13 protein-coding genes are annotated in these 14,279 nt (G+C 45.8%); 3 read left to right on the forward strand and 10 right to left on the reverse strand.

Annotation, left to right across the window (positions count from 1 at the left end; translation table 11 throughout):
- Positions 1-31 precede the first annotated feature (31 nt).
- Positions 32-1,348 (reverse strand): hypothetical protein, encoded by a 1,317-nt coding sequence (locus tag OI18_RS06880; RefSeq protein ID WP_039138359.1) that lies wholly within the window; start codon positions 1,346-1,348, stop codon positions 32-34.
- A gap of 343 nt (positions 1,349-1,691) precedes the next feature.
- Here OI18_RS06880 and nudK point away from each other — a divergent pair, with 343 nt between their 5' ends.
- Both nudK and OI18_RS06890 read left to right on the forward strand, forming a co-directional pair.
- Positions 1,692-2,270 carry a GDP-mannose pyrophosphatase NudK gene (gene nudK, locus OI18_RS06885; protein WP_039138361.1) on the forward strand — a complete coding sequence of 193 codons (579 nt, stop codon included), beginning with the start codon at positions 1,692-1,694 and terminating at the stop codon, positions 2,268-2,270.
- Positions 2,271-2,332: 62 nt separating this feature from the next.
- The gene (locus OI18_RS06890; RefSeq protein WP_240312732.1) at positions 2,333-3,883 is read left to right on the forward strand and encodes a sensor histidine kinase; all 1,551 of its coding nucleotides are present in this window, start codon (positions 2,333-2,335) and stop codon (positions 3,881-3,883) included.
- On the opposite strand, the gene OI18_RS06895 is transcribed toward OI18_RS06890, so the two are convergent.
- The 8 genes from OI18_RS06895 to OI18_RS06930 form a co-directional block, all read right to left on the reverse strand.
- Positions 3,877-4,584: a sulfite exporter TauE/SafE family protein gene (locus OI18_RS06895; RefSeq protein ID WP_039138363.1), complete on the reverse strand. Its 708-nt coding sequence runs from the start codon at positions 4,582-4,584 to the stop codon at positions 3,877-3,879. The genes OI18_RS06890 and OI18_RS06895 overlap by 7 nt on opposite strands.
- Positions 4,581-5,027: a FixH family protein gene (locus OI18_RS06900; protein ID WP_039138364.1), complete on the reverse strand. Its 447-nt coding sequence runs from the start codon at positions 5,025-5,027 to the stop codon at positions 4,581-4,583. The genes OI18_RS06895 and OI18_RS06900 overlap by 4 nt, the downstream gene beginning before the upstream one ends.
- A complete protein-coding gene (ccoG, locus tag OI18_RS06905) occupies positions 5,024-6,433 on the reverse strand; it encodes a cytochrome c oxidase accessory protein CcoG (protein ID WP_039138366.1) in 1,410 nt (469 codons plus the stop codon). Before ccoG ends, OI18_RS06900 begins: the two co-directional genes overlap by 4 nt.
- Positions 6,434-7,552: a cbb3-type cytochrome c oxidase N-terminal domain-containing protein gene (locus OI18_RS06910; RefSeq protein ID WP_052272950.1), complete on the reverse strand. Its 1,119-nt coding sequence runs from the start codon at positions 7,550-7,552 to the stop codon at positions 6,434-6,436. It lies immediately after the preceding gene.
- 10 nt (positions 7,553-7,562) lie between these two features.
- The gene (locus tag OI18_RS06915; protein WP_039138367.1) at positions 7,563-7,742 is read right to left on the reverse strand and encodes a hypothetical protein; all 180 of its coding nucleotides are present in this window, start codon (positions 7,740-7,742) and stop codon (positions 7,563-7,565) included.
- Positions 7,743-7,753: 11 nt separating this feature from the next.
- Entirely contained in the window at positions 7,754-9,889 is a 2,136-nt protein-coding gene (gene ccoN, locus OI18_RS06920) for a cytochrome-c oxidase, cbb3-type subunit I (protein WP_039138369.1), read from the reverse strand.
- Between the two features lie 7 nt (positions 9,890-9,896).
- A complete protein-coding gene (gene ccoS / locus OI18_RS06925; RefSeq protein WP_039138374.1) occupies positions 9,897-10,073 on the reverse strand; it encodes a cbb3-type cytochrome oxidase assembly protein CcoS in 177 nt (58 codons plus the stop codon).
- A gap of 78 nt (positions 10,074-10,151) precedes the next feature.
- Complete coding sequence (locus OI18_RS06930) at positions 10,152-12,542, reverse strand: heavy metal translocating P-type ATPase (protein WP_039138376.1); 2,391 nt, start codon at positions 12,540-12,542, stop codon at positions 10,152-10,154.
- Positions 12,543-12,653: 111 nt separating this feature from the next.
- Between OI18_RS06930 and OI18_RS06935 the strand changes: the two genes are divergently transcribed.
- Positions 12,654-13,709 (forward strand): response regulator, encoded by a 1,056-nt coding sequence (locus OI18_RS06935; RefSeq protein WP_039138378.1) that lies wholly within the window; start codon positions 12,654-12,656, stop codon positions 13,707-13,709.
- On the opposite strand, the gene OI18_RS06940 is transcribed toward OI18_RS06935, so the two are convergent.
- A complete protein-coding gene (locus tag OI18_RS06940; RefSeq protein ID WP_039138379.1) occupies positions 13,710-14,126 on the reverse strand; it encodes an Hsp20/alpha crystallin family protein in 417 nt (138 codons plus the stop codon).
- Positions 14,127-14,279: the final 153 nt, after the last annotated feature.

The following is a 14,279-nucleotide window of genomic DNA, read 5'->3' on the forward strand; positions in this document are numbered from 1 at the left end:
ACTGATGAATCGTGCTGTTTGAAAAGGCTTTTTACAAGCTTGCAGAATGAATTATGTACTGAGTTGAATACTGCTTTCCGCAAGAGAACCGTACCACGTAAGCACCTGCCGCAAGGCCTTTAAGATCGAGGAGCATCTGCGGACCAGCCTTTCTTTCTGAAATCTTCTTCATCAATAAGCCATCGGCATTGAAAACTTCCGCAAAGATCTCTTTCTGCTGCCAGGAGATCGGCGTCAGCAGTACAGTAGCCCCTGTCTCAGCATCCATGCTAACATCTGTCTTCACAAAATCATCCTTCTTTTTCACTGCAATCATCTTAACTGAAGAGTAATTGATGTTGCCCTGCATATCTCTCGTACGGAGGCGGTAGAAGAAGGCACCCATCGTAGAAGCTGATTTTGTTTCGTCGGTGAACTGGTAAAGACCATTCCTGTTCATGTCTGTCTTCCTGAAACGACCTGCTTCACGGAAGATCTCGCCATCAACACTCTTCTCTACAATAATGTCCTGGAGGTTATCCTGGTTAGGGCTTGACCAGGCCAGTTGAACCTGGTCCTGTTGCATTCTTACCTGGAAGCCTACTACGTCCGGCATATACATTTTAGTCATATCAGGCGTCACATCCTTCAGTTCGATCTTGTATGTGCTTGAACCTGCCCAGTTATTGTTATTACGGTTAATTCCGATTTTAATACGTACAGTAGAAACGTTCTTGTTAATAATGCTCAGCTTCTCTTCATTCTTCAACTGGTTCTTAGCACCTGATTGCTGTCCCCATTTGTTTTCCGCACGAAAGCCGTTGCCGGTTGCAGAGATCATAAGGTTAGTAATCTCGTTGTCATAAACAACCTTGCTATCCGGACCAAGATTACATTCAGCAAATTCCTGTGCATCACCGTAGTTATTCAAGCCGGAAACAGAAGTAGTAACCTCTGGCATCTGGTAGAAACTCATATCACCGGTTTTGCTGTTGTTATGGGGAACAAAAGTGAAGCTGAATTCAATCCATGAAGGACCGTTCATGTCCATATATTCAACCTCTGGTTGAAAGCTGGAAAGATTACCTGCTGAATTATGATTGATTTTCTTAAGACTAACACCAGGTGACATTGACTCGATCTTAACGATACAATCCGCTACGGGTTTACCGGCAAGATCCTGGGTTACTGAAGTGAAACGATACATGGCGCCTTTCTGGCCGGCAGCACCACCAATAAGACTGTAGTTGGTGAAGCTGATGTTTTGCGCTGATGCCATGCTGCAGGAGAGCAGGCCAGCTGCGATGATAAGGTTTTTAAAGGTGCTCCTCAATTTGTTGATTGAAGAAGCGGGGTACGACGTTTTCATAAAAAACTACAATGTGGGTAAGGAATTAATTTATTCCTCATAGGTATTGTAACAAGATCAACGACGGATTTTCAAGGATTTTGATATTTTTAAAACAGATCAACGATACAAAGATTGTATACGCATTCGGAAAATACAAGCACCTATGGGAAAATTTCGATGAATGGATTGCTAAAGTCGAGTATTAGTACCCGAAACGCGCGAAATCCAGTCCCACACTGGTATATTTACCAAGTCAAGCCTCGTAAAATCCCCATAAATATTCCATTTAGGAGGCCTTTAGGGTAACCACTTAGGCATTGACAACTTTAAAAATTAACTGTAGAAAAAACAACACAGCATTATGAACGACCGGATCAGGAACATGCAGACAGAGGTGCTTTCCGATAACTGGTACACTCTTAAAAAAGTCAGTTTTGAATACCTGAATAAGAAGGGAGAATGGATTAAGCAAAGCAGGGAAGCGTATGACAGGGGGAATGGGGCGGTGATATTATTATATAACAATAGACAGGGAACAGTTATTCTCACCAGGCAATTCAGGATGCCGACTTATATAAATGGGAATAGTTCCGGTATGCTGATTGAAGCATGTGCAGGTCTGCTCGATGAAGACCATCCGGAAGATTGTATCCGTCGTGAAACCGAAGAGGAGACTGGTTATGTTATAAAGGAAGTAAAGAAGGTCTTCGAAGCGTATATGTCTCCAGGTTCAGTAACCGAAACCCTGCATTTTTTTGTGGCCGCCTATGAGAAGGAGATGAAGGCGGGCGAGGGCGGTGGTGTTGAACACGATCATGAAGAGATCGAGGTACTTGAACTGCCCCTTCAGGAAGCTTTGAACATGATTGACACCGGTGAAATTAAAGACGCTAAAACGATCATATTACTTCAGTACGCGCAGTTGAAACTAAAAATTTAAAAGTCAAAAGATTGGGACTGCGATTGCCATAAATTTCTAATTTTTACTTTTTACTTTGCAAAGTGTTTAAAGAAAGACCATTACCGCTCATCCTGTTCAGCTGCGCTGTTATCGTGGCTACTGCATTTATGCAATACCAGCAGCCGGATTATAGTTTTTTCGACGGCGGGTACATCATCGCAATCCTGCTGACCATCTTTCTGCGTGACGACCAGTATACGCGGATATTCGGGCTGGCAGGACTGTTTTTTACCATTATATCATTCTGGTATCCAAACAGCAACCTTTCATTCAGCCAGGTATTGATGCAACACCTGTTTTCCGCAGTTGTGATCATTATGACCATGATGCTGGTGATTTACCTGAAGAGATTGTATGGCAGCCTGGAAAAAGAAGAACGCCAGGTTAATGCGCTTTTTGAATTTGCCACCGAAGGAATTGTATTGACTAATGGCCGTGGAGAAATCATACTTGTAAACCCGGAGGCAGAAAGGTTATTCGGCTATGAAAAATCCGAATTGCTGGGGCAGAAGATTGAATTACTCATTCCGCAACGTTTTAAAGAAAGGCATACTGACTACCGGAATGACTTTTATCAGAATCCGGGCAACCGTAAGATGGGACACGGTCGTGACCTATATGCCCGCAAGAAGGATGGCTCAGAATTCGCTGTCGAAGTGAGCCTGAGTACGTTCCGTGACAAAAGGGATCAATATGTCATTTCTTTCATTATCGATATTACGCAGCGAAAGGAATCGGAGCGTAAGCTTCTCCAGCAAAAAGAACAACTTGAAGCAGTAACGAACGATATCCGCAAGTTGAACTCGGAACTGGAATCCAAAGTTGAAGAAAGGACGCTGATTCTTAAGGATGCGCTTACTGAACTCGAGAGATCACAGACAGAACTCGAAGAGGCTCTCAACAAGGAAAAGGAGCTGAATGAAATAAAATCGCGGTTTGTTTCAATGGCTTCTCATGAGTTCAGGACGCCGCTGAGCACTATTCTGTCGTCAGCGACTCTCATCAGTCGTTACCAGCAATCCGAGGAACAACAGCAACGCCAGAAACATGTTACACGGATAAAAAACGCTGTTAAACACCTCAATGACCTGCTGGAAGATTTCCTGTCACTGGGTAAACTTGAGGAGGGGAAAGTGGAGATCAATCTAAGTAAAGTTAACCTTGCTGAACTGATGGATGAAGTGGAAGAAGAACTCCGTCCATCTATAAAGGAAGGCCAGAAGCTCGAAACCCGTATCAATGCAGATCCTCACTGCGTTACGGACAAACGAATGGTTAAACACATCTTTCATAACCTGCTGAGCAATGCCTTTAAGTTTTCCGGTGAAGGCAAGTCCGTACATGTGGATGTGTCTACCCTTGATGGTGAAGTATCTATCCGGGTAAGAGATGAAGGAATAGGCATTGCGGCTGATGAGCAGCAGTTCCTGTTCGATAGTTTTTTCAGGGCAAAGAATGCTTTCAATATCCAGGGGACAGGCCTTGGACTTCATATTGTAAACAGGTATATTAACCTGCTTGGTGGCAACATCACTTTTGAAAGTGAATTGGACAAAGGGACTTCAGTTACCGTTTCTCTACCCTGTCAGTGACAGATTATACCAGCTTCCCTGGCACTTTCAAGTACAGGGCTCACAAACGGTATTCCCAGGTTGAGACCGCGAAGAATAAGTAGAACTCCCATCGCCAGCGTAATATAGGGGCTTATTTTTTTGAATGCATTACGCATGCCTATTCCCGCCAGAGATCCGAATATGCTTAATAAAAGCATTGCCGGTAAAGTTCCGGCGCCAAAAAATCCCATGAAGAGAATACTGTCAGCAATATTTGCAGTACTTAATGCTCCGGCTACAGCAATGTAAACCATTCCACAGGGCAGTAACCCGTTAAGCATTCCAAGTATAAGCGGCGATACCAGTGACTGATGTTTCAGGACGTACGACATTGCCAATTGTATCTTCCCTGACGTTCTTAGTGCAAATGCGGTATTGGGTCGTTTATAAAAGAACAGTCTATAGAAGAAATAGCCAACCATCAATACACCCAGTGTTATTGAAAACCCCTGTTGCATCCCAGCGAGATAAAATTGCCTGCCAAAAAAACCAAAGATGGCACCAATGACCATATAGGTGATAATTCTGCCCGAGTGGTACATCAATACAGCAATTTTGCGATATGACCCTGCAGAATACTGTCCAGGTATTGCCATTGCCAGTGGACCGCACATACCGATACAATGCAGGCTGCTGACGCCGCCAAGACTAAGTGCCGCTATAAAAAGTGGCCAGCTCATGGCACCAGTAAAGAGGACTCGTGGAGAAAATTCTTTCCGTTGGATTTCCAGCTGAGTTTTATCGTATATCGGCCGGCAGCAATGTCTTTCCCTGCGAGAAACGCCTGGTTCCCTGACGCGTCAATTTCGAGGTGAAAAGTTTTGTCCTTGGCCGCTTCTGAAGGACAATAAAAAGATACCTTACCCTCTTCAATGTTTCCCGCAAGTGAAGCTGGAAAATGAACAATTACTGAGTCGCCCTTCAGCGTAACTCCGGGGGTTATTTCCAAAGTTTTTGCATTGGCCCGTGCATCTATTACCTGCTGAAATGCAAGTTCATCTTTATAATAATCTTTTGATACGAGCTCAAATGTTGTACTCATACTGCCATACACCAGGCTGAACATGATACCACCGAACACCAGGAATGTGATCAGCAGTTTATGACCAAAATTCAGTTTCATTGTGTGAAAATTATGGGTCCGAGAAATGTTGTTTTGATCCGGTCAATCTTTTTATTCCCCTGCATAAGGTCAAGATAGAAGACTGATTTTCTTTCCGCCAGCGCCTTCCGCGGCATTACAATGAAGAATGAACCTGCACCTTGCCCTTCTTTCTTTACATTCACCACTGCTTTTCCAACCATCTCAATTTTTCCATCACCTCTTTCCAGCCTCACTGTAAGTGGAATATCCTTCATGGTCTTATTAGTGATCCGGATATTGTATAGGTTACTGATACTGTCGGTGCCGCGTTCCTGGAACAACATTCCTGGTGTACGGATAACGGTTGCATCCACATCCTTTCTCGTAATGAGCAACGTACTCAAAATCACCAGCAACACCGCCAGCAGGGCAGTGTACAGTTTCATGCGCGTCGTGTACTTAAGAGGCTCGCGGTGTTCTATGCCGTTTTCAGAGGCATAGGTAACCAGTCCGTGCGGGCGTCCGATCTTGTCCATTATGCTGTCGCAGGCATCGATGCATGCAGTACAGTTGACACATTCCATCTGGGTTCCGTTGCGGATATCTATACCTGTTGGACAAACCTTTACGCATGCCAGGCAATCGATACAATCGCCCAGCTGCATTGCTTCCTTGTCTTTTACCTTTCCACGGGGCTCACCTCTCTTGTAGTCATATGCAACGATCATGGAATTTCGATCAAGCAATACTCCCTGCAGCCTCCCATAGGGACACACCACAGTGCATGCCTGCTCGCGAAAGAATGCGTACACACTATAGAAAACGCCGGAAAATAAAATAAGGGCACCAAATCCCGGCAGGTGTTGGGTTACAGGTTCCGTAATGATCGTTCCGAGTGCTTTGATGCCGATTATGTAACTAAGGAAAATATTTGCAATCAGGAAGGAAAGAAAAAAGAACACTACATGCTTCAGTGATTTTTTGAAGATTTTATTCATGGTCCACGGCGCCTTGGCCAACAGCTTCTGGCTGCTGGCATCACCTTCAATAGCGTATTCAATTTTCCGGAAAACCATTTCCATGAAAATGGTTTGCGGACAAACCCATCCGCAGAACAACCTGCCGAATGCTGCTGTGAACAAAACGACAAAGATGACGAATGAGACCATGGCAAGCCCGAAGATGAAAAAGTCCTGCGGCCAGAACACTTTACCAAACACTATGAATTTGGCTTCCGGAATATTGAACAGGAATAAAGGCCTGCCATCAACGTGAATAAAAGGAACAGCGATGAATAGTACAAAGAAGAACCAGCTCACATACTTGCGCATATTGGTAAACCTTCCCCTGGGTTTCTGGGCAAAGATCCATTTGCGCTTACCTGATGCATCCATTGTGGCAATGCGGTCACGGAAATTGTTTTCGCTGGTAACTTCTGGTATCATTTATTGTGGATCGGGTTCTTTATATAATTCACCCTGCTGCTCCTTGGCATTGGGTGGTTTCGTACCTGCGAGCGACTTGATATAGCTGGATAATTGCGCAAGCTGTACCGGGCTCATATCTTCATTCCATGCCCGCATTCCTTTTTCCGGAACGCCATATTTGATCGTTTTGAAAACATCATTGATCTTTCCTCCGTGCAGCCAGTATTCATCCGTGAGGTTCGGTCCCACGCCACCTTCTCCCTGTCTCCCATGGCAGGCCGCGCAGTTTGTCAGGAAAGCTGCCTGACCCGCTGCAATTCCACCTGCATCCAACATTACCACTGAGTTTTCATCAACCTTGCTGGCAGTTTTCGCGAGATAGGCTTCTTTATCAGCAGCCGCTTTCGTAACTGCGATCTCATATTCTTCTTTAGAAGAAGGGGCGCTGTGCGATACATGGTAACGCCAGAGGTAGATAGCTGCAAATACAATGCATAAATAAAATCCATACAGCCACCAGGGCGGAAGCCTGTTATCAAGTTCCCGGATACCGTCATACTCATGGTGAAGAGTAATGTCGGCTTCCTGTTCAGCAGGTTTAAAGTTATTCAGTTTCGACCACAGGCTTACCCTGGGTATCTTAGTGGTTTCAGGGGAAGCATCAGCTGCTGTCGAAACTTTTTCTTTCTGGATAAGCAGTCGAAGGTTGTATATGAAGTAGAATATAGTGACCAGCTCTACTGCAATCACACCAACAAGCGAAAAGAAAACCATTTTTTCTAATCCGCCATAATTGGTAGCGGCGCTCGCTACTTCTGTTACTGGCGAAGCATTGGCGGTTTCCTGTGCCATAGCAGGTGAGCTGATAGCTGTCAATACAAGCAGTACCGGAATGATCCGTGTAGACAATGACTTCTCTCCACGCCATTTGTTGATGAAAACATCCGCGGCGCCACTAACCACCCACGAAAGCAGGATGATAATAAGGGCCAGCGCTGCGATGATCACCATCAGGATAATTGCAAGTGGATTTTCCAGGCTGCTTTCGGGCGGCGGGCCGGCGGCGCCTTTTGCCCAAAGCTGCAGCGATGTAAACATCAGGATAAGAAATGTCACAAAGACCTTTGAAAGTTTCATGTAGCCACAATTATTGGTTAGGGTAGTTGTTCTCATCAAGTGGGATCTGGCTGATCTCTTCGATCATTTTTTTGTCGGCCAGTACACTCCATGCCAGTGCCAGTGTGAAAAACAGCACAAATATTACGAGCGACGTCAGCGCATAGATGCTGATGCCGGATATCGATTCGAGATAGTTGATAAATTTCATTTGATTCAGAATTATTTGTTCTCACTTTTTTCTGCCGTCTGCGAATTTTTGATGTCTTTTCCAAGCCGCTGCAGGTAAGCTATCAAAGCAACGATCTCTTTGTTTACTGGTGTCTCGATTTTGTCCATCTTCAGGTTTATCCTGATTCCGTTGGCTTGCAGGGCCAGGTCTTTATTTGCTTTATCTGCATAGCCCTTTTCATATGGAACACCCAGTCTCTGCATGGCTGTGATCTTGGCAGGAGTTACGCAGGTGTCGATCTCGTCTTCAAATAACCAGGGATAGGAGGGCATGATGGAACCCGGACTCATACTCTGCGGATCGAGCATGTGATTATAGTGCCAGCTGTCGGGATATTTGCCACCTTCACGTGCGAGATCCGGACCGGTACGCTTGCTTCCCCATTGGAACGGGTGATCGTAAATGAATTCGCCGGCTTTGGAATATTCACCATATCGTGCGACTTCATCACGGAAAGGCCGGACCATCTGAGAGTGGCAGGTGTAGCAACCTTCCCGCACATAGATGTCTCTGCCATGGAGTTCGAGCGGCGTATAGGGTTTCACACTGCTGATTGTGGGTACATTTGATTTTACCAGGAAGGCAGGTACAAATTCCAAAACACCACCAATTGCCACTGCTACGAAACTCAGGATCAGCAGCTGGGTTGGGCGCTTTTCAATCCACCTGTGCCAGTGTTCCTTGCCGTGAGTAGGAATGACTTTCGGAATAGGTGCAGCCTGTGTCGCTTCATCTGCCATAAAGCTGCCTGCTTTCATGGTCTTATATAAGTTATACACCATTACAACCGCACCGGCGAGGTATAATGCTCCACCAATGCTTCTGGTCACATACATTGGAATGATATGGGTAACGGTTTCCAGGAACTGGAACTGCAACTGTCCCTCTGCAGTGAATTGTTTCCACATCATGCTTTGTGTAAAGCCGGCCCAGTATAATGGAATTGCATATAGAATAATGCCGATCGTGCCAATCCAGAAATGCGTTCCGGCCAGCTTCTTTGAATAAAGTGGTGTATTATACATTTTCGGGATGATCCAGTAGAGCACACCAAATGTCAGGAAGCCGTTCCACCCCAGTGCTCCCACGTGCACGTGCGCAATAATCCAGTCGCTGAAGTGTGCGATAGCATTTACATTTTTAAGACTTAACAGCGGACCTTCAAAGGTTGCCATACCATAACAGGTTATAGCCACTACCATGAATTTCAGCACGGGTTCTTCGCGCACTTTGTCCCATGCTCCTCTCAATGTGAACAAACCGTTCAGCATGCCACCCCATGATGGTGCAATGAGCATTACAGAAAACACAACGCCTAATGATTGTGCCCAGTCAGGCAGGGCAGTATACAACAGGTGGTGAGGACCAGCCCAGATATAAATGAAAATCAGCGCCCAGAAGTGTATGATGGAGAGGCGGTATGAATACACCGGGCGGTTTGCGGCTTTAGGGAGGAAATAATACATCAGTCCCAGGTACGGTGTTGTCAGGAAGAAGGCTACAGCATTGTGGCCATACCACCACTGTACCAGTGCGTCCTGTACCCCGGCATACCAGCTGTAACTTTTCATCCAGCTGAAGGGCATTTCAAAACTGTTTACGATATGCAGCATCGCAACTGTAACCCAGGTAGCGAGATAAAACCAAATGGCAACATACAGGTGACTTTCGCGCCGTTTGAGAATGGTCATGAACATATTCACTCCAAATACCACCCAGATGAGCGTTATCGCAATATCCAACGGCCATTCGAGTTCTGCATATTCCTTCCCCGTGGTATATCCCATCCACAACGTGAGGGCGCCTGCAAGAATGATTAACTGCCAGCCCCAGAAATGGATCTTACCCAGCAGGTCGCTATACATGCGCGCTTTACACAGTCTTTGCAGCGAATAATAAACACCCATGAAAATACCGTTACCTACAAATGCGAAAATCACCGCGTTTGTATGAACGGGGCGCATCCGGCCGAATGATGTCGGCGCCATATTGAGGTTGATCTGCGGGTAGTAAAGTGCAATGGCTGCCCAGAGCCCGGCCAGCATACCGACAATACTCCAGAACATCGTGGCAAAGGCAAACCATTTTACCAGTCTGTTGTCATAACTGAATCTTTCCATCTCCATAGGGAACTTATTTATGCGTTTGGGTTGTTGTAGGTTCTTTAGCAGGCTTGTCGTCGAAGAGTATTCTTACCGGTGGTGAGAATTCATCCTCATACTGGCCGTCCTTTACGCTCCAGATAAAGGCTCCTAGAAATGCTGCTGCCACGGATAGACTCAATACCAGCAACACGATTATTACACCCATGTCTAAATGTTTGCTGTAAAATTATTTTCGTCCCGGCAGCAAAGAGATGATGATGGTCAGGCCCGGCCATGATTGTCATCAATTGGTCAGCCCGAGCTTCCGTGCAGTAATGTGAACGGTACATGCACTGAGGAGAATAATGCTGATGGAACTCGCGGGCATGAGTATGGCCGCAATCATAGGTGATAACAATCCTTGTACGGCGAAGAATAGGCCGGTGATATTATAGAGGATGCTCATAATGAAGCTGGCCATCACAATTTTCCGGTTGCTTTTGCAGAACCGGATAAAACTGTGCAGTTTTCCAAGCTGCTTTCCTTCCAGTATTGCTTCGCTGGCCGGTGTAAATGCGTTGGAACTTTCTGACACGGCAATGCCAATATTGCTTTCCAGAAGGGCGACACCGTCATTCAGTCCATCCCCCACCATCATTACACGGTGGCCTTCACGACGAAGTTGTCTGATGTAATTAAGTTTATCCTGGGGCTGCTGGTCAAATAATAATTCGGTTCCGGGTGCCGTCATTATACGAAGTGATGCCCGTTCGCCGGCATTGTCGCCGGACAGGATGGTCACATTATATTTTCCTTTCAATTCATCCAGGAGGGTAGGCACAGTTTCACGATATTGGTTCCGGAAACGAAAGCGGCCAACCAACTGGTTTTCTTTAGAAATAAATACATTGGTATCAGTGCCGGCATATTTCCTGCCCGTAATATATTTCGCAGAACCGATCGCATACAGGTCGTCGTTCACAATTCCTTCTATGCCATGACCCGCCTTTTCTTCGAATGCCTTCACGCTTATCCTTTCTTTCCCCAGGTGAGCAGCAATGGCTTTACTCAGGGGATGCAGGCTTTGCGCCGCCAGCGATGCTATTGCCTGTTGCTCCTGTGCAGATAATGACCGGCCTTTATAGTCGATCCGGTGTTGATCTGTTGTAGTCAGTGTCCCAGTCTTATCGAATACTATATGATCCACGGTTGCTACTTCTTCAATCACTTCTGCATTACGCAGGTACAGGTTGTTCCGGCCGAGAATACGCAGGATAAAACCGTTGGTGAAGGTATTGCTCAGTAATAGTGCGCAGGGGCAGGCCACAATCAGGATGGCTGTTACCGAGGTCCAGATTTTAGCCGGGTCAGCATAAGCCCAGAAACCGGCCGTAACTATGGCAATGGCAAAAACGATGTATGTAAACCAGGTGCTTATCCGGTGGACGAAAGACGACGATCTTCTTTCCCGGGTTACATTTCCATTCCTGTTCCAAAGGCCTGTCAGGTAACTTTGCGACACCTCCCTGATTACCAGCAATTCGATATTACTACCAACCTGCTTGCCTCCCGCATAAATAATCTCACCAACTTCTTTCAGCACAGGAACTGATTCACCCGTTACAAAACTGTAATCTATAAATGCCTTGCCGCGGGTCAGGATACTGTCTGCAGGCACTAATTCCTCGTTGTGCAGCAACAGGGTATCGCCCGGCACGATATCAGGCAGGGACACGGACTCTTCCTTTTCATGCTTCAACCTGGTTACAGCAATTGGAAAATAACTGGAGTAATCGCGATCAAACGATAACTGCTGGTAGGTCTTATCCTGCAACACCCTGCCGACAAGCATAAAAAAGACAATGCCGGAAAATGAGTCGAAATAGCCGGTTCCAGTGCCCGTAAGCACTTCATACAGGCTGCGCCCGAAGGTTACCCAGATCGCGAGCACGATCGGGGCATCAATGTTCAGAAATCGCATTTTCAGTGCCTTGAACGAAGAGGTGTAAAATGGCATTGCACTGAACACCAATACCGGCAGCGCCAATATCAGGCTTAAATACCGGAAGGCGGTATTGAACAGAGGCGTATCTTCTTCCAGTCCCAGGTAGTCAGGAAAGCTCAGCAGCATGATGTTGGCAAAACAGAACCCGGCAACTCCAAGCTGGTAAATCATTGTTTTTGTTAGCCCTGGCTTTTTGCCATTGAGATCAGTTAGTGAGATATAAGGCTCATAGCCAATGCTGGTCAATATTTCAGCTATTTCACGGAGTGAAACCTGTTGTTCATCGAAGATGATAGTCGCTTCTTTCTTGGTGAAGTTTACCTGGCTCCTGGAAATTCCCGGGTTCAGGCGGTGGAGGTTTTCCAGGAGGTAAAGGCAGGAGCTGCAATGTATGTGGGGAAGATAAAATGTGGTGTGTACCTCGTTTTCCTGCCGGAAACGGATAAGCCGCTGTGCGATTTTTTCATCATCCAGGTAGGCAAACTTGTCTTTTCTGACCTTTATGCGCTGATGACGGCCCGGGTTGGCATTAAGATCGTAGTAATCGCACAGGCCGTTTTCGTTTAACAACTGAAATACCAGTTTACAGCCTTCGCAGCAGAATGATTTTTCCCCGATGTGATAGGGAACATCCGGACAATCTTCGCCGCAGTGGAAACAGGTAGATCGGTTGTTCACGGTAGTTTGCACTGGTCTTACTTTTGGCCGCTAAGCTAGGGTAGGGAGATTTTAGGGAGGATGAGGATGGTCATCAGGCGAACTGATTTTTGTCATTGCGTTGATTTTCTTTTATTTGTTGCCATGAAAAGGATTCTGATTATCGATGATCACGAAGAAATCCGTGAAAATATTGCCGAGATCCTGATGCTCGGGGGATTTGATGCCATGACTGCAGCAAATGGTAAACGGGGTGTGGAACTGGCAAAGCAGGAAAAGCCTGACCTGATCATTTGTGATATCATGATGCCCGAGCTTGATGGGTATGGAGTGCTGCATATGTTGCGCCGTTTACCCGAGACGGAGCACATTCCGTTTATTTTTCTCACTGCCAAAGCCGAACGAAGCGATTTCCGGAAGGGAATGGAGATGGGTGCGGATGATTTTATCACGAAACCTTTTGATGATGTTGAATTGCTTAATGCAATTGAAACCCGGTTCAGGAAACAGGAAATCCTTCAACAGCGTTTTTCCGGAAATGAGCAGGGGTTCAATGAATTGATGCAGAACCTGAACAGCAGCGGCCTCGTGCAGATGGATCCCGAACAGTTCGATTCCACTTCCATCTCAAAAAAACAAATGTTGTATTCGGAGGGCAAACGCCCCCGTTTTCTCTATTTCCTGAAGCAGGGTAAGGTTAAGAGTTATAGAGTACATGAGGATGGAAAGGAATATATTACGAATCTTTATTCCCCCGGTGACTATATTGGTTACATCGCGTTACTAGAGGGCGCGGTGTATGAAGATTCCGCCGAAGTGCTTGAAGATGCAGAAATCGTCACAATACCTGCCGACACTTTCATGCATGCCGTATTTAATGACCTTAACATTGCCGGTAAGTTCATCCGGCTGATCTCCAATGATGTGAAAGAAAAGGAAGACCGCCTGCTGCATCTTGCATACGATTCGTTGCGGAAACGTGTCGCCAAGGCCCTCCTTGAAATCCAGGAGAAATTTCAGTCAGATAAAGCGAAACAGTCCATCGCCATTTCACGGGAAGACATTGCCCAATATATAGGTACAGCTACGGAGTCGCTTATCCGTACACTCGGCGATTTCAAGTCGGAAAAACTGGTAGAAATAAAAGAGGGCAAGATCTTCATTGTTGATCCTGCCCGGTTAAAAAATCTCCTATACTGACTAGTAAATAAAGACTTCGTTTTCGCCTGATGGTATAGCCGACGTGTTCCTCGGAATGGTAATGATCAGTTCACCATTCCGGTAGTTAGCCTGTGTCATCGTGGTATCTGCATCTTCAGGAAGCTGGAAATTGCGCATCCATTCGGAAAAGTTGTATTCGCATTCTTCCTTCCCGAAACAATCATTAATTTCTTCTTTCTTTCCTGCGACCGTCAGTTCTTTTCCCGAACAGTGGATGTTGAAACAATGCCTGTCGAGACCCGGCACTGCCAGTTTGATGATGTAAGCTTCGGAAGATTCAGTAACATTGGCAGGAGGCACCCACCGGGTACGACGTGTCCTTAATCCGCGAGCCTGGTTTTCATCAAAAAGAGGACGCGAAATGCTGCGGCTTTTCTTTGTTGATAAGACTTTCATGGTTAGGTGAAAATTAAGAAGTGAAAAATTGGGTCACCTACGGTTTGGGCAGCTGCTCTTTCGGTATTACGTTGCTAAATGTCTAACAAAAGATAGAATAAAAAGATGACAAAAGTCATTCTTTAATATGATTTAATAAAGGTTCCGCCTTCA

This window comes from Flavihumibacter solisilvae, assembly GCF_000814475.1.
GTDB lineage: Bacteria > Bacteroidota > Bacteroidia > Chitinophagales > Chitinophagaceae > Flavihumibacter > Flavihumibacter solisilvae.

Bases quoted from the DNA above. Each gene is read 5' to 3' on its own strand.
- OI18_RS06880 (WP_039138359.1), bottom strand. From the start codon at position 1,348: ATGAAAACGTCGTACCCCGCTTCTTCAATCAACAAATTGAGGAGCACC.
- nudK (WP_039138361.1), top strand. From the start codon at position 1,692: ATGAACGACCGGATCAGGAACATGCAGACAGAGGTGCTTTCCGATAAC.
- OI18_RS06895 (WP_039138363.1), bottom strand. From the start codon at position 4,584: ATGAGCTGGCCACTTTTTATAGCGGCACTTAGTCTTGGCGGCGTCAGC.
- OI18_RS06900 (WP_039138364.1), bottom strand. From the start codon at position 5,027: ATGAAACTGAATTTTGGTCATAAACTGCTGATCACATTCCTGGTGTTC.
- ccoG (WP_039138366.1), bottom strand. From the start codon at position 6,433: ATGATACCAGAAGTTACCAGCGAAAACAATTTCCGTGACCGCATTGCC.
- OI18_RS06910 (WP_052272950.1), bottom strand. From the start codon at position 7,552: ATGAAACTTTCAAAGGTCTTTGTGACATTTCTTATCCTGATGTTTACA.
- OI18_RS06915 (WP_039138367.1), bottom strand. From the start codon at position 7,742: ATGAAATTTATCAACTATCTCGAATCGATATCCGGCATCAGCATCTAT.
- ccoN (WP_039138369.1), bottom strand. From the start codon at position 9,889: ATGGAGATGGAAAGATTCAGTTATGACAACAGACTGGTAAAATGGTTT.
- ccoS (WP_039138374.1), bottom strand. From the start codon at position 10,073: ATGGGTGTAATAATCGTGTTGCTGGTATTGAGTCTATCCGTGGCAGCA.
- OI18_RS06935 (WP_039138378.1), top strand. From the start codon at position 12,654: ATGAAAAGGATTCTGATTATCGATGATCACGAAGAAATCCGTGAAAAT.
- OI18_RS06940 (WP_039138379.1), bottom strand. From the start codon at position 14,126: ATGAAAGTCTTATCAACAAAGAAAAGCCGCAGCATTTCGCGTCCTCTT.